Below are 13,327 nucleotides of genomic sequence, written 5' to 3'. Positions count from 1 at the left end.
GGCTGATTCCATTGCCCCCGGAATTCACGGCTGCCCAGGCAATGGCCATTGGCACGGCCGGTTACACGGCGATGCTGAGCATTCTGGCGCTGGAGCATAACGGCGTGACGCCAGAGCAGGGTGACGTCCTGGTCACGGGCGCCAATGGTGGTGTAGGCAGTTTCGCCATCGCGTTGCTGAACAAGCTCGGTTACCGGGTGGTTGCGTCCACTGGTCGGACTTCCGAGCACGACTACCTCAAACAGTTGGGCGCCAGCGAAATCATCGACCGCGCTACGCTGTCCGAACCCGGCAAGCCGCTGGCCAAGGAGCGTTGGGCGGCCGTGATCGACTCGGTCGGCAGTCACACCCTGGCCAACGCCTGTGCCAGCACGAAGGCCAACGGCACTGTCGCCGCCTGTGGCCTGGCGCAAGGCATGGATTTTCCAGCCTCCGTCGCACCGTTCATTTTGCGCGGCGTGACACTCGCCGGGATCAATAGCGTGACCCAGCCCAAAGCCAAACGAGTGCTCGCCTGGAATCGCCTGGCCAAGGATCTGGACTTCGCTTTGCTACCGCTGATCAGCCATGAAATCGGTTTGAGTGAAGCGATCGAAGCTGCACCGCGCTTGCTTGCCGGTCAACTGCGCGGTCGAGTGGTGGTGGATGTGAATCGCTAAAAGCAAAGATCGCAGCCTGCGGCAGCTCCTACAGGATGTACACCAATCCAATGCAGGAGCTGCCGCAGGCTGCGATCTTTTGATCTATTGGCCTTCACGTTCCAGCAACTGCCGTTTGCGCTCCACTCCCCAGCGATAGCCCGACAGGTTGCCATCGCTGCGCACTACGCGGTGGCAGGGGATCGCCACTGCCAGACTGTTCGCGCCGCAGGCCTGAGCCACAGCGCGTACCGCTTTCGGTGCGCCGATGCGCTGGGCGATATCCGCGTAACTGGCGGTGCTGCCGGCAGGAATCTCCCGCAACGCCTGCCAGACGCGCTCCTGAAATGCCGTGCCTTGAACGTCCAGCGGCAAATCCAGGCCGATGGCCGGGGCTTCGATAAAACCGACGACCTTGGCGATCAGTTGCTCGAACTCATGATCAGCGCCAATCAGGTTGGCCCGCCGAAACTTGTCTTGCAGGTCGCACACCAGCTGGTGCGGATCATCACCCAGCAGAATCGCGCAAACACCACGTACGCTCTGGGCCACCAGAATCGCGCCCAACGAACACTGGCCGACGGCAAAGCGAATGTCGTTGTTCTGACCTTCGGCGCGGTAGTCACCGGGTTTCATGCCGAGCAACTGATCCGCCGCCTCATAAAAACGGCTGTTGGAGTTGAAACCGGCGTCATACAAAGCCTCGGTCACCGAACCTCCAACGCTCAGCCGTTGGCGAACCTTGCGGGAACGGTGGGCCGTGGCGTAGCCCTTGGGTGTCAGCCCGGTAACGGCTTTAAACACACGGTGAAAGTGAAAACTGCTCAGGCCGGCGACGTCGGCCAGTTCACTCAGCGCTGGCAGATGCTCGGCGGTCTCGATCTGGCGACAAGCCGCGGCGACCGTCGCAGCATGTTGCGCGGCGACGTCACTTTGATCCTTCGCCGCTCGTTTGCTCGGGCGGTAACCCGCTGCCTGGGCCTGCTCGGCCGTGTCAAAGAATTCGACATTTTGCGGCTTCGGCAAACGCGCCAGACTGCTGGGACGGCAGTAAATGCCAGTGGTTTTCACCGCATACACGAACTGCCCGTCAGCGCGGGGATCCCGGGCGACGACGGCGGCCCAGCGCGGATCGTTCTCGGTGGTTGTCATGGCTTCATGTCCGTTGACCCGTTTGATTCAGAGTAACCAGCCAGCAGGGTCGTTGCACTCCGGGTCTTGCGGTCAAATTCGTGGGTTCATTGTGCGGTACGAAACGTAAAGTTGATCCGTTGCTCGCCCATCTGTGGATGCCGCCCCTCCTTGATCGGCAAAACTCCGTGATAACGCAGGCGATCGACGCCGCCCCAGACCACGATATCGCCATGGAACACTGGCACCCGCTGGCTTTTGTGGCTGCGCTCAAAACCACCGAACAGGAACACCGCCGGCAGGCCCAGCGACACCGAAACGATCGGCGCTGCGTAGGACGCTTCGTCCTTGTCCTGGTGCAATGACATCTTCGCGCCGGGGATATAGCGGTTGATCAGACAGGAATCGGGCACGAAAGCGGCAAAGCCGGCTTCCAGCGCCGCCGCTTGTGCGAGCTCAAAAAATACCGACGGCATGTCCGGCCAAGGGGCGAGGGTCTGCGGATCATGACGGGAATAGCGATAACCGCTGCGGTCGGTAGTCCAGCCCCAAGTGCCGCAACTGCTCATGGCCGCGGACATGGTAAAGCCGCCAGGCGTGACCATGTGCCGAAACGGCGCGGCGGCCAGAACCGCCTCGAGTGCGGGCAGTAAACGCTCCAGCCAGGGCAGGGCAAAGCCCCTCAAGACGTAGGACCGTTCGCCAATTTGCTCGCGCCGAGGTTGTTGCTCGGGCTCTGAGTCGGCAAACAGATCGAGAGTAGTCGGGTTCATAAGGTCATAACGCGTCGTGAAAGATGATGCCAAGGGTATGCCGTTTTCCGCTGTGCAGGCGGCTTACACCGTGGCGTAGGGTGACCCGGTAATAGCCACGAACGCCTTTCACCGGTCGCTGGTTGACGGCAAAGATCACGGCGTCACCCTTTTTCAATCCAATGACCTGGGGGCGCGACTGCATCCGAGGGCGTTGTTCGGTCAGGACAAACTCGCCGCCGGTGAAATCTTCGCCCGGCTCTGACAGAAGAATCGCCACTTGCAGCGGAAAAACGTGTTCGCCGTACAGATCCTGATGCAGGCAGTTGTAGTCCTGTGGCCCATATTGCAGCAATAGCGGCGTTGGACGCACCTGATCGGCGGCGTGACAGCGTTCGAGGAACGCCGCATGCGTATCAGGGAAACGGACCGGCAAGTCCATCTGCTCGTACCAGCGATTGGCGATCGGCACCAGCCGAGGGTAGAGCGCTTTGCGCAAAGTGGCGACGATCTCTGGCAACGGATATCGGAAGTATTTGTACTCGCCACGGCCAAAGCCGTGACGAGCCATCATCACTTGCGAGCGGAACGGTTCGGATCGCGCGTACAGCGCGCTGACGTCATCGCACGTTTCGCTGCTGATCAGCGAAGGGATGATCGCGCAACCGTCCTGATCCAGTTGTTGCTCCAGCGTTGCCCAGTCGAGTGCCTCCAGAAAGTGCTCGATCATTGTTGCGCCTCGCACTCCAGCAGTTGCCGCTTGCGCTCCAGGCCCCAACGATAACCGCCGAGGCTGCCGTCCTGGCGCAGTACCCGATGGCAGGGCACGATGACTGCCAGCGGGTTCGCGCCGCAGGCATTGGCCACGGCCCGGAAGGCTTTGGGTTGCCCCAGTTGCCGGGCGATTTCCTGATAACTGACAGTTTTGCCGAGCGGGATCTGGCGCAAAGCTTCCCAGACGCGCTGCTGGAAAGCGCTCCCCACCGGATCCAGTGGCAAATCGAGCGCTGTCAGAGGATTGTCGAGATAGCGAAGGGTTTGTTCCAGTGCCGGCATCAAGCCTTCGTCACGTTGGGGGATTGGCTGGCCGGGGAACCGCCGCGCAAGGTCGCGCTCCAGCGTCGCCAGGTCATCGCCAAGCAGCAATGCGCAAAGACCTTGCGCACTGGAGGCCAGCAGCAAGGTGCCAAGGCTGGAAGTGCCGCTGATGAAACGAATCGGGGATGCAGACATGTTCTGACTCCTTAACCAAAGGTTGAGGTGGCCAGTCTAGGGAGCGCTGCCTTCGTGAACACTCCGGGGCTTGCGGTCGAATTCAACGGTTGGAGCAGACATCCACGTTGTCGCTCCGAATCCCGTTACAGCGCTTTGCTGACGCTGATCTCGCTGATGACGTCTTCACTCTGGCCATGAATGGCGTCCAGCGCGGCTCTGGCTTCGGCTTCGGTGCCGTTTTCAAGTTGGGCAAATTCGAAGCGGCGTTCGCCGTTGAGTTTGTATTTGATGACGTACTTGGTCGTTTGGGCCACGGTCATACCTGCTTATATTCGTGTCGGGCGGCGCTCAGCTCAGTTTCGAGGTGGAGCGGCGGATGATCTTGATTGAGTGAGTCAGGGTCGGTTTGCGGGTCACGCTGATCGGCCGACGGTTCACGGTATCGATGGTGATGTTCCAGAAACCGGTACTCGGTGCAGTAATGCGGGCCGGGAAGGTGTCGAACGCACCGCCATGGTAAGTGTGACGGCCGCCATTCTTGAAACTGCGGAAATTGGCGTCGTTCATCAAGCGGATGTTGCACATTTGGGAGCACTGGATGACGACGATGTCGTCTTCATTGAGGTGCTCGCGCTGGTGGATAAATTTCATGAGGCGCCTCCAGAAGGGCTTTTTCTACAAAATCAAAACGATAGCATGGGCGATTGGCGCAGTTTATCAGCCCGAACAGGTTATTATCCGGTCGTCGGGGTCCGCTTTGACAATTAAAAACAGTTATTCGGAATTCCATGAGCGATAAAAGCAGTGAGCCTCGGAGAAAACCAGCATTTGTGCTGTCGGAGGGTCTTTATTGGAGGTTTAGTATGAAGTGGGGTGCGTGGGTCTTGCCGTTTGCATTGGCGATAAGTGGTTGTGCGAGTGTCTCGGAAATCAACGAGTCGCTGCCCACCATGAGCGTGATTTCCGGCAAGAAGCCCAATGAATACGCGCAATGCCTGACCGAGAAACTGGCCAGCAGTCGCGGTGCCCTGCAAGTCGAACCGCAGGAGAAAGAGGGCGTGCGGGTCATCGTGCCGCAGAAGTTCTCCTCGGGGCCGGCGGCCGTATTCGATATTGAAGAGCGTTCCAGCGGCAGCAGCATCAAGCTGCATGAGCGCATTTCCAATGTGCCTTTGCGCCCGATGGATGTGCGCAATGCTGCCACCGCGTGTATCTCCGGCTGATAAACTAGCGACAGTCAGCACCGATGCCGTCAAAGCAAGGCTTTGGCGGCATTGTCATTTCTGGAGTCGAGCATGAAGCGAGAGCAAGTACGGGAAAGGCACGCAGAGGGTCACATCTCTGCTACCCATGTGATTCAGAATCCGGCGAACCCGGGGGAATGGATCGTGTTTTTCAAGAAAAGCGCCGGGCGAAGTTATTTTCTGGTGGATGACAACGATGAAGTCGAATCCTTCGGTCGCCTTGACGACCTGATCGAGACCGTGCGCGGTCTCGGGATCAAATTCGCTGAAATTCACATGTAGGGCACAAACGCCTTACTTGCAGACCACCACCACGCTGCGGTTTTTGTAATTGCCGACATCGACGCCCAGGGTCTTGTCACTTTCCTTGGTTGAAGGTGTGCCGTCAGTGCCGACGATCCGATAGCCGGTTCCGGCGCAGGAAGCGTCGGCTTTTTCATAGCAGGTGGCCCAGGAATTGGCTTCCCCCGAGCAGTCGATGCTCAGGCCTTGCTCGCCGTTGTTCAGGTAGGTGGTTTCGGACGTTGCGCAGCCGCTCAGGGCCAGTACCGCAATCAGGGGCAAGAATTTAGTCATGGTGTGGTCGTCGTCAGGATAATAGGGCTAAGCCTGTGACAGCGCCGGAATCAAAAGGTTATAGCGAAAGGCCACTTCTTTGCCGGCGATCGCAAAAAAAGCCCTGCGCGAGGCAGGGCTTGGTCAGGCAAATTCGCTTCCGATCAGGACTTGTCCTTGCCGCGACGTTTCGGGGCCGGGTGTTCAAGCTCCAGTACGGATGCCACTTCAATCGCCAACGCTTCGGTCGGGAATGGTCCGGCGATATTCTCGCCGCCGACGCTGTCTACCCACCACTGGCCGTCTTTCGCCTGATTGATCAGGAACCCGTTGACACTTTTTGCTACCGACATCTATCTGCCTCGTTGGCTGGTTCAATTGCGCAATGATAGCGCCAATTGCACTTGACGGGTGCTGATGGGCGTATGGTAGTGCGAATCTGTAGGCGACAGATTCGTCAGCGTCGCGCGGAATTTCTGCTATCAATAAAAGGCGCTGGAGCGAACTGCGGAACTATCCGCGAGAATATTTCTCTATGATGGCATCGGTTAGCCAGTGCGGGGCATTGTAAGGTGCACGCCGCCTGATTAGACTGCGCCGAAACTCGAACACACAGCCCTTTCAAGGACTTATATGATCAAGAAATGCTTGTTCCCAGCAGCCGGTTACGGTACTCGCTTCCTGCCAGCGACTAAAGCCATGCCCAAAGAAATGCTGCCGGTGGTAAACAAGCCACTGATCCAGTACGGCGTCGAAGAAGCACTGGACGCCGGTTTGACCGAAATATCCATCGTCACCGGCCGCGGCAAACGCGCCCTGGAAGACCACTTCGACATCAGCTATGAGCTGGAAAACCAGATCAAGGGCACCGACAAGGAGAAATACCTGGTCGGCATCCGCAAGCTGCTGGACGAATGCTCGTTCTCCTACACCCGTCAAACCGAAATGAAAGGCCTTGGCCACGCAATCCTGACTGGCCGTCCGCTGATCGGTGACGAGCCGTTCGCCGTGGTGCTGGCGGACGACCTGTGCGTCAACCTCGAAGGCGACGGTGTACTGACCCAGATGGTCAAGCTGTACGAGCAGTATCGCTGCACCATCGTCGCGATCCAGGAAGTGGATCCGCAGGAAACCAACAAGTACGGCGTGATCGCTGGCGAGTTGATTGCCGATGACCTGTACCGCGTTCGTAACATGGTCGAGAAACCGGCACCGGAAGACGCTCCGTCGAACCTGGCGATCATCGGTCGTTACATCCTGACTCCGGACATTTTCGAGCTGATCAAGCAAACCGAGCCAGGCAAAGGTGGTGAGATCCAGATCACCGACGCCCTGATGAAGCAGGCGAAGAACGGTTGCGTGATTGCCTACAAATTCAAGGGCCAGCGTTTCGACTGCGGTGGTGCTGAAGGCTACATCGAAGCAACCAACTTCTGCTTCGAGAACTTCTACAAGACTGGCAAGGCTTACTGATAGCGTCTGACCTGCTTGTATTGAAAAGCCACCTTCGGGTGGCTTTTTCATTTTCCGGCCCCATATCGTTTGCAGCGCTTGCCCAACGGACGTCTGCGGGTATGCTGTTTGCCTGCCGAGGAGATTGAAAATGGCCTACGATTTTGACCTTTATGTGATTGGTGCCGGTTCCGGCGGTGTGCGGGCTGCGCGTTTTGCGGCCGGGTTTGGCGCGAAAGTGGCCGTGGCCGAGAGCCGCTACCTGGGGGGTACCTGTGTGAACGTCGGCTGCGTGCCGAAAAAATTGCTGGTCTACGGTGCGCACTTCGCCGAAGACTTCGAGCAGTCTTCGGGTTTTGGCTGGACCCCGGGCGAGGCAAAGTTCGATTGGGCAACGCTGATCGCCAACAAGGATCGCGAGATCAATCGCCTGAACGGCATCTATCGCAACCTGCTGGTGAACAGCGGTGTGACCCTGCATGAAGGCCACGCCAAAATCGTCGACCCCAATACCGTCGAGATCAATGGCGAACGCTTCACCGCCAAGAACATTCTGATTGCTACCGGCGGCTGGCCGCAGATCCCGGAGATTCCGGGGCACGAGCATGCGATCAGTTCCAACCAGGCGTTCTTCCTCAAAGAGTTGCCAAAACGCGTACTGGTGGTGGGTGGTGGCTACATCGCCGTCGAGTTCGCCGGGATCTTCCACGGGCTGGGCGCCGAAACCACGTTGCTGTATCGCGGTGAACTGTTCCTTCGCGGCTTCGATGGCGCGGTGCGCAAGCACTTGCAGGAAGAACTGACCAAACGTGGGATGGACCTGCAGTTCAATGCCGACATCGAGCGCATTGAAAAACTGACCGATGGCAGTCTGAAAGTGACACTCAAGGACGGTCGCCAGTTGGAAGCCGATTGCGTGTTTTACGCCACCGGCCGCCGACCGATGCTGGACAACCTCGGGCTGGAAAACACTGGCGTCAAACTCGACAAGAAAGGTTTCATCGAAGTCGACGAGCAATACCAGACCGCCGAGCCGTCGATCCTGGCCCTTGGCGATGTGATCGGTCGGGTCCAGCTCACCCCGGTTGCACTGGCCGAAGGCATGGCCGTAGCGCGACGCTTGTTCAAGCCTGAGCAGTATCGTCCGGTGGATTACAAGATGATCCCGACCGCGGTGTTCAGCTTGCCGAACATCGGCACCGTTGGCCTGACCGAAGAAGAGGCGCGCGAAGCCGGCCACGACGTGGTGATCTACGAAAGCCGTTTCCGCCCGATGAAGCTGACCCTGACTGAATGCCAGGAGCGCACGCTGATGAAGCTCGTGGTGGATGGCAAGACCGACAAGGTGCTTGGCTGTCACATGGTCGGGCCGGATGCCGGCGAAATCGTGCAGGGGCTGGCAATCGCCTTGAAGGCGGGCGCCACCAAACGCGACTTCGACGAAACCATCGGCGTGCACCCGACGGCCGCCGAAGAGTTCGTCACCATGCGTACACCGGTCGCCGGTTAATCGGCCCCGGCTGCGTCTGGCGCTGTCGCAACGGCAGCCGCCAGACGCCAGACGCTTGTTTTTGTAGGAGCGAGCTTGCTCGCGAAAAACTCAAGCGCACCGCTGGCCATTTGATTTTACGCGTTATCGTTCGCGTCCATGGCGTGCAAGTTCGCTCCTGCACTGCTTGCTTCAAGTTCTGCCTGGGTCTTGGCAAGATTGACCTCTAGCGCCTTATTCAGCTGCGACTGCTCCTCGACGCTCTGCTTCAGCGATTGACTTTCCAACAGGGCTGCCCGCAAGCGTTCCTGGAGGAGGGTGCGTTCGCTGTCGATGCGGTTGACCTGTTCCAGCAGTTGATCCTGGCGGGTATGGGTCTGCTTGAGCTGTTCTTGCAGCAGGCTCAGTTCCCGCAGCGTGCCACGGTTTTCAGTCAGCAAGCGTTCGTTGTCACGGTGAAGCTGGGTGATTTCGTCCTGGCGTACAAGGGCGCTTTGCTGGGCCTGACGCAACTCCATCTGAATCTGCTGCACCTGACCTTCGTGGCGTCGTTGCTCCTGTTCGCGCTGCTCTTTGACGGCATCGCGATAGTGTTCCAGTGCATCGCGGGCGTGCAGGTGCTTTTCCTCAAGAGAGCGGATCTGCTCGTCCTTGTCCTGCAAGCGCAACTCGAAGTCGGCCAACGCTTGGTTCAGCCCGGCGTTGCGGGTTTGCTCGGTCTGCAGCATGGAGAGCGTGTTTTGCAGGGTGTCGGATTCCTGGGTCAGCGCCAGGGTTTGAATCTCGTACTGCTGCTGCAATTCGCTGTTGGCTTCCTGAGCGTCTGCCAGCTGACTTTCCAGGTCTTTTCGTTGCTGTTCGAACTGAGCGCGAGCCTGATCGATGGGCTCCTGTGCTTGCTCTTTGAGCCGTTGCGCAAGGCGCGAGACCAACCCTGTCAGCTCGTCATCAATGGGTTCAGGGGAGGGCGCGGCCGGTTCTACACCATCGTCCAGCTCCTTCAAATACCGGTGAATGGTGGTTTTGGAGCCAGTGTTTCCCATCTCTATACGTACAGCGTCGATGCTCGGGTGTTCGCCGCGGGCGAGGATAGCCAGGCGCGCCGTTTGAACCACTGCTTTGTTGATGCCGCCACGAGCCATGTGTTCTCCTACGATTTCGTACTGTGGTACATACCACTAAATTACACAGTGTACCACGCGTTCATAAAATGGAATAAGTGCATATTACTGATGCGGGATATACTGGTATTACCCCGTGTGACAACGATATTGAATTGTTCGCAGCTCCAGTTCCGTACACAAACGTCCTGCAGGAGCCGGTTTGCTGGCGAAAAACCTCCAGGCACCGCGAGCACTCAAGCCGTTAGCGTCATCGTTTACGTCCATCGCGAGCAAGCTCGCTCCTACAGTAGTCAACGCCATGAGTGATCTGGATCGATACCTGCAAGCCGCCACGCGTGACAACACCCGCCGTAGTTATCGAGCGGCCATCGAGCATTTCGAAGTGAGTTGGGGCGGTTTCCTGCCGGCCACTGCCGACAGCGTCGCGCGCTATCTGGTGGCGTACGCCGGGGAGTTGTCGATCAACACGTTGAAGCTGCGCCTGTCGGCGCTCGCGCAGTGGCACAACAGCCAGGGTTTTGCCGATCCCACCAAGGCACCCGTTGTGCGCAAGGTGTTCAAAGGCATTCGCGCGCTGCACCCGGCTCAGGAGAAACAGGCCGAGCCCTTGCAGCTTCAGCATCTGGAGCAAGTGGTTGCCTGGCTGGAGCAGGAAGCACACACCGCGAAATCGCAACATGATCAACCGGCCCTGTTAAGAGCCCGGCGCGATAGGGCTCTGATTCTGTTGGGCTTCTGGCGTGGTTTCCGCAGCGACGAGTTGTGCCGCGTCCAGATCGAACACGTGCAGGCCAGCGCGGGTTCCGGCATTACCCTGTATTTGCCGCGGAGCAAGAGCGACCGCGAAAACCTCGGCAAGACCTACCAGACGCCGGCACTGCAGCGTCTGTGCCCGGTGCAGGCGTATATCGCTTGGATAACCGAGGCGGCGCTGGTGCGCGGGCCAGTGTTCCGTGGCATCGACCGTTGGGGGCACCTGAGCGAGGAGGGGCTGCACGCCAACAGCGTCATTCCGTTATTGCGCCAGGCGCTGGAACGCGCAGGTATCCCGGCCGAGCAGTACACCAGCCACTCCCTGCGACGCGGCTTCGCCACTTGGGCGCACCAAAGTGGTTGGGACTTGAAGTCGTTGATGAGTTACGTGGGCTGGAAGGACATGAAGTCGGCGATGCGTTACGTGGAAGCCAATCCGTTCCTCGGGATGGCCCGGATTTCTGAAAAGCCGTTGAGGCCGTAGATATCGTTTTCTTCTATTAATACAGCTGGCTAATAGCGAAAACCCATCAGCAGCATCAAGTTTGCCAATGAGCCATCCGTCCATCGAGTGGGTAGAGTTCACTCCATCAACTTCTTAACCCCTGACGGAGAGTCAACGATGCCTATCATCAACAGCCAAGTTAAACCGTTCAAAGCTACCGCCTACAAAAACGGCGACTTCGTACAAGTGTCGGACGCTGACCTGAAAGGCAAATGGTCTGTCGTGTTCTTCTACCCAGCCGACTTCACCTTCGTTTGCCCGACCGAACTGGAAGACCTGGCTGACAACTACGACGCTTTCCAGAAACTGGGCGTCGAAATCTACAGCGTTTCCACTGACACCCATTTTGCCCACGCGGCCTGGCACAACACTTCGCCAGCCATCGGCAAAATCCAGTACACCATGATCGGCGACCCGACCCACGCCATCTCCCGCAACTTCGACGTGCTGATCGAAGAAGCCGGTCTGGCTGACCGCGGCACTTTCGTGATCAACCCTGAAGGCCAGATCAAAATCGTTGAACTGAACGATGGCGGCGTTGGCCGTGACGCTTCCGAACTGCTGCGCAAAATCAAGGCTGCCCAGTACGTCGCTGCTCACCCAGGCCAGGTTTGCCCAGCCAAGTGGAAAGAAGGCGAGGCCACTCTGGCTCCGTCCCTGGACCTGGTCGGCAAGATCTAAGTCTGTGAAAGCATCATCAGGGCGGGTTTCCGCACCTAAGTAAGCTGCAACCGCCCAATAAAAACGCCTGGGCGAGATTCGCTCGGGCGTTTTTTTATGTCTCGCAAAAAAGGAAATCGCCCGTATGTTGGACGCCAATCTTAAAGCCCAGTTGAAATCGTACCTGGAACGGGTCACCCAGCCGATCGAGATCGTTGCATCCCTCGACGACGGTGCGAAATCCCAGGAAATGCTCGAACTGTTGAAAGACGTTGCCAGTCTTTCCAGCCAAATTACCTTGCTCGATAACGGTGACGACGCACGCAAGCCATCGTTCTCGATCAACCGCCCCGGTGCCGATATCAGCCTGCGTTTTGCCGGTATTCCGATGGGCCACGAATTCACCTCGCTGGTGCTGGCCTTGCTGCAAGTCGGCGGTCACCCTTCGAAAGCCAGCGCGGAAGTGATCGAACAGATCCGCTCGCTCAAAGGCGAGTTCAGCTTCGAGACTTACTTCTCGCTGTCCTGCCAGAACTGCCCGGACGTGGTCCAGGCGCTGAACCTGATGGCAGTACTGAACCCGAACATTCGCCACGTCGCTATCGATGGTGCGTTGTTCCAGGCCGAAGTCGATGATCGCAAGATCATGGCCGTGCCAAGCATTTACCTGAACGGCGCGATTTTCGGCCAGGGCCGTATGGGCCTGGAAGAAATCCTCGCCAAGATCGACACCAGCGGCGCCGAACGCCAAGCCGAGAAAATCAGCGCCAAGGAAGCCTTTGACGTGCTGGTTGTCGGTGGTGGTCCCGCCGGTGCTGCGGCAGCGATCTACGCCGCCCGTAAAGGCATTCGCACTGGTGTGGCGGCTGAACGTTTTGGCGGGCAGGTGCTCGATACCATGGCCATCGAGAACTTCATCTCCGTACAGGAAACCGAAGGGCCGAAACTGGCCAGCGCGCTCGAAGAGCACGTCAAGCAATACGACGTCGACATCATGAACCTGCAACGGGCCACCGCGCTGATTCCGGCGAAGAACCCTGGCGAGTTGCACGAAGTTCGCTTCGACAGCGGCGCCACCCTGAAAACCAAGGCGCTGATCCTTGCCACTGGCGCGCGCTGGCGTGAAATGGGCGTACCGGGCGAGCAGGAATATAAAGCCAAAGGCGTGTGTTTCTGCCCGCACTGCGATGGCCCGCTGTTCAAAGGCAAGCGCGTAGCGGTGATCGGCGGCGGTAACTCCGGCGTTGAAGCCGCGATCGATCTGGCCGGTATTGTCAACCACGTCACGCTGCTCGAGTTTGACAGCAAGCTGCGCGCCGATGCCGTGCTGCAACGCAAGTTGTTCAGCCTCCCGAACGTCAATGTGATTACCAGCGCACTGACCAGTGAAGTGAAAGGCGACGGCCAGAAAGTGACCGGTCTGGTCTACAAGGATCGCGATTCCGGCGAGTTCAACACGGTCAATCTCGAAGGCATCTTCGTGCAGATCGGTTTGCTGCCGAACACCGACTGGCTCAAAGGCACCGTCGAATTGTCGCCCCGTGGCGAGATCATCGTCGATGCGCGTGGCGAGACATCGTTGCCAGGTGTGTTCGCTGCCGGTGACGTGACGACCGTGCCGTACAAGCAGATCGTGATTGCGGTGGGCGAGGGCGCCAAGGCTTCCCTGAGCGCCTTCGATCACCTCATCCGGACTTCTGCGCCGGCCTGAAACCGGACGCTGAAAACACAAAACCCCATGAGTGATCATGGGGTTTTGTGTTTATGCCGCCGCAGATATTTGTAGGAGCCGGCTTGCTGGCGATTGCG

The 13,327-nt window shown here is 58.5% G+C and carries 17 protein-coding genes; 8 read left to right on the top strand and 9 right to left on the bottom strand.

Annotated elements, in window-relative coordinates:
- The coding region (locus PMI01S_RS28115) for a zinc-binding dehydrogenase (protein WP_084323342.1) at positions 1–659 on the top strand (659 nt) is incomplete at its 5' end.
- 84 nt (positions 660–743) lie between these two features.
- On the opposite strand, the gene ada is transcribed toward PMI01S_RS28115, so the two are convergent.
- The 6 genes from ada to PMI01S_RS28090 all read right to left on the bottom strand — a co-directional run bounded on the left by ada (position 744) and on the right by PMI01S_RS28090 (position 4,387).
- Positions 744–1,790 (bottom strand): bifunctional DNA-binding transcriptional regulator/O6-methylguanine-DNA methyltransferase Ada, encoded by a 1,047-nt coding sequence (ada, locus tag PMI01S_RS28110; RefSeq protein WP_084323341.1) that lies wholly within the window; start codon positions 1,788–1,790, stop codon positions 744–746.
- An 86-nt stretch (positions 1,791–1,876) separates the two neighbouring features.
- On the bottom strand, positions 1,877–2,542 hold the full coding sequence (gene alkB / locus PMI01S_RS28105) for a DNA oxidative demethylase AlkB (protein ID WP_084323340.1): 666 nt from the start codon (positions 2,540–2,542) through the stop codon (positions 1,877–1,879).
- A 4-nt stretch (positions 2,543–2,546) separates the two neighbouring features.
- The gene (locus PMI01S_RS28100; protein WP_084323339.1) at positions 2,547–3,251 is read right to left on the bottom strand and encodes a 2OG-Fe(II) oxygenase; all 705 of its coding nucleotides are present in this window, start codon (positions 3,249–3,251) and stop codon (positions 2,547–2,549) included.
- Positions 3,248–3,754: a methylated-DNA--[protein]-cysteine S-methyltransferase gene (locus tag PMI01S_RS28095; protein ID WP_084323338.1), complete on the bottom strand. Its 507-nt coding sequence runs from the start codon at positions 3,752–3,754 to the stop codon at positions 3,248–3,250. The genes PMI01S_RS28100 and PMI01S_RS28095 overlap by 4 nt, the downstream gene beginning before the upstream one ends.
- A 125-nt stretch (positions 3,755–3,879) precedes the next feature.
- On the bottom strand, positions 3,880–4,056 hold the full coding sequence (locus PMI01S_RS31795; protein WP_017338603.1) for a hypothetical protein: 177 nt from the start codon (positions 4,054–4,056) through the stop codon (positions 3,880–3,882).
- A gap of 28 nt (positions 4,057–4,084) precedes the next feature.
- Complete coding sequence (locus PMI01S_RS28090) at positions 4,085–4,387, bottom strand: DUF1883 domain-containing protein (protein WP_017338604.1); 303 nt, start codon at positions 4,385–4,387, stop codon at positions 4,085–4,087.
- A 212-nt stretch (positions 4,388–4,599) separates the two neighbouring features.
- Here PMI01S_RS28090 and PMI01S_RS28085 point away from each other — a divergent pair, with 212 nt between their 5' ends.
- Both PMI01S_RS28085 and PMI01S_RS28080 read left to right on the top strand, forming a co-directional pair.
- Entirely contained in the window at positions 4,600–4,959 is a 360-nt protein-coding gene (locus PMI01S_RS28085; RefSeq protein ID WP_084323337.1) for a hypothetical protein, read from the top strand.
- 72 nt (positions 4,960–5,031) lie between these two features.
- On the top strand, positions 5,032–5,262 hold the full coding sequence (locus PMI01S_RS28080; RefSeq protein ID WP_084323336.1) for a hypothetical protein: 231 nt from the start codon (positions 5,032–5,034) through the stop codon (positions 5,260–5,262).
- Between the two features lie 12 nt (positions 5,263–5,274).
- Here the strand turns inward: PMI01S_RS28080 and PMI01S_RS28075 are convergent, their stop codons facing one another.
- Both PMI01S_RS28075 and PMI01S_RS28070 read right to left on the bottom strand, forming a co-directional pair.
- Positions 5,275–5,556: a hypothetical protein gene (locus tag PMI01S_RS28075; RefSeq protein WP_084323335.1), complete on the bottom strand. Its 282-nt coding sequence runs from the start codon at positions 5,554–5,556 to the stop codon at positions 5,275–5,277.
- 143 nt (positions 5,557–5,699) lie between these two features.
- Positions 5,700–5,888: a hypothetical protein gene (locus PMI01S_RS28070; RefSeq protein WP_084323334.1), complete on the bottom strand. Its 189-nt coding sequence runs from the start codon at positions 5,886–5,888 to the stop codon at positions 5,700–5,702.
- A gap of 280 nt (positions 5,889–6,168) precedes the next feature.
- Between PMI01S_RS28070 and galU the strand changes: the two genes are divergently transcribed.
- A complete protein-coding gene (gene galU, locus PMI01S_RS28065) occupies positions 6,169–7,008 on the top strand; it encodes a UTP--glucose-1-phosphate uridylyltransferase GalU (protein ID WP_056739849.1) in 840 nt (279 codons plus the stop codon).
- A 130-nt stretch (positions 7,009–7,138) separates the two neighbouring features.
- Positions 7,139–8,497: a glutathione-disulfide reductase gene (gene gorA, locus PMI01S_RS28060; RefSeq protein ID WP_084323333.1), complete on the top strand. Its 1,359-nt coding sequence runs from the start codon at positions 7,139–7,141 to the stop codon at positions 8,495–8,497.
- 116 nt (positions 8,498–8,613) lie between these two features.
- Here gorA and PMI01S_RS28055 read toward each other — a convergent pair whose 3' ends face one another.
- Positions 8,614–9,618, bottom strand: coding sequence for a DNA-binding protein (locus PMI01S_RS28055; RefSeq protein ID WP_084323332.1), 1,005 nt, complete (start codon positions 9,616–9,618; stop codon positions 8,614–8,616).
- 280 nt (positions 9,619–9,898) lie between these two features.
- Between PMI01S_RS28055 and PMI01S_RS28050 the strand changes: the two genes are divergently transcribed.
- The 3 genes from PMI01S_RS28050 (at position 9,899) to ahpF (ending at position 13,229) form a co-directional block, all read left to right on the top strand.
- Entirely contained in the window at positions 9,899–10,837 is a 939-nt protein-coding gene (locus tag PMI01S_RS28050; RefSeq protein WP_084323331.1) for a site-specific integrase, read from the top strand.
- A gap of 138 nt (positions 10,838–10,975) precedes the next feature.
- Complete coding sequence (gene ahpC, locus PMI01S_RS28045) at positions 10,976–11,539, top strand: alkyl hydroperoxide reductase subunit C (protein ID WP_008155117.1); 564 nt, start codon at positions 10,976–10,978, stop codon at positions 11,537–11,539.
- Positions 11,540–11,663: 124 nt separating this feature from the next.
- Positions 11,664–13,229: an alkyl hydroperoxide reductase subunit F gene (gene ahpF, locus PMI01S_RS28040; RefSeq protein WP_084323330.1), complete on the top strand. Its 1,566-nt coding sequence runs from the start codon at positions 11,664–11,666 to the stop codon at positions 13,227–13,229.
- Positions 13,230–13,327: the final 98 nt, after the last annotated feature.

Source organism: Pseudomonas migulae NBRC 103157 (assembly GCF_002091715.1).
GTDB lineage: Bacteria > Pseudomonadota > Gammaproteobacteria > Pseudomonadales > Pseudomonadaceae > Aquipseudomonas > Aquipseudomonas migulae_A.
This window is presented reverse-complemented; position numbering and strand designations above follow the sequence as displayed.

Coding starts and splice junctions, on each gene's coding strand:
- ada (WP_084323341.1), bottom strand. CDS start 1,790: ATGACAACCACCGAGAACGATCCGCGCTGGGCCGCCGTCGTCGCCCGG.
- alkB (WP_084323340.1), bottom strand. CDS start 2,542: ATGAACCCGACTACTCTCGATCTGTTTGCCGACTCAGAGCCCGAGCAA.
- PMI01S_RS28100 (WP_084323339.1), bottom strand. CDS start 3,251: ATGATCGAGCACTTTCTGGAGGCACTCGACTGGGCAACGCTGGAGCAA.
- PMI01S_RS28095 (WP_084323338.1), bottom strand. CDS start 3,754: ATGTCTGCATCCCCGATTCGTTTCATCAGCGGCACTTCCAGCCTTGGC.
- PMI01S_RS31795 (WP_017338603.1), bottom strand. CDS start 4,056: ATGACCGTGGCCCAAACGACCAAGTACGTCATCAAATACAAACTCAAC.
- PMI01S_RS28090 (WP_017338604.1), bottom strand. CDS start 4,387: ATGAAATTTATCCACCAGCGCGAGCACCTCAATGAAGACGACATCGTC.
- PMI01S_RS28085 (WP_084323337.1), top strand. CDS start 4,600: ATGAAGTGGGGTGCGTGGGTCTTGCCGTTTGCATTGGCGATAAGTGGT.
- PMI01S_RS28080 (WP_084323336.1), top strand. CDS start 5,032: ATGAAGCGAGAGCAAGTACGGGAAAGGCACGCAGAGGGTCACATCTCT.
- PMI01S_RS28075 (WP_084323335.1), bottom strand. CDS start 5,556: ATGACTAAATTCTTGCCCCTGATTGCGGTACTGGCCCTGAGCGGCTGC.
- PMI01S_RS28070 (WP_084323334.1), bottom strand. CDS start 5,888: ATGTCGGTAGCAAAAAGTGTCAACGGGTTCCTGATCAATCAGGCGAAA.
- galU (WP_056739849.1), top strand. CDS start 6,169: ATGATCAAGAAATGCTTGTTCCCAGCAGCCGGTTACGGTACTCGCTTC.
- gorA (WP_084323333.1), top strand. CDS start 7,139: ATGGCCTACGATTTTGACCTTTATGTGATTGGTGCCGGTTCCGGCGGT.
- PMI01S_RS28055 (WP_084323332.1), bottom strand. CDS start 9,618: ATGGCTCGTGGCGGCATCAACAAAGCAGTGGTTCAAACGGCGCGCCTG.
- PMI01S_RS28050 (WP_084323331.1), top strand. CDS start 9,899: ATGAGTGATCTGGATCGATACCTGCAAGCCGCCACGCGTGACAACACC.
- ahpC (WP_008155117.1), top strand. CDS start 10,976: ATGCCTATCATCAACAGCCAAGTTAAACCGTTCAAAGCTACCGCCTAC.
- ahpF (WP_084323330.1), top strand. CDS start 11,664: ATGTTGGACGCCAATCTTAAAGCCCAGTTGAAATCGTACCTGGAACGG.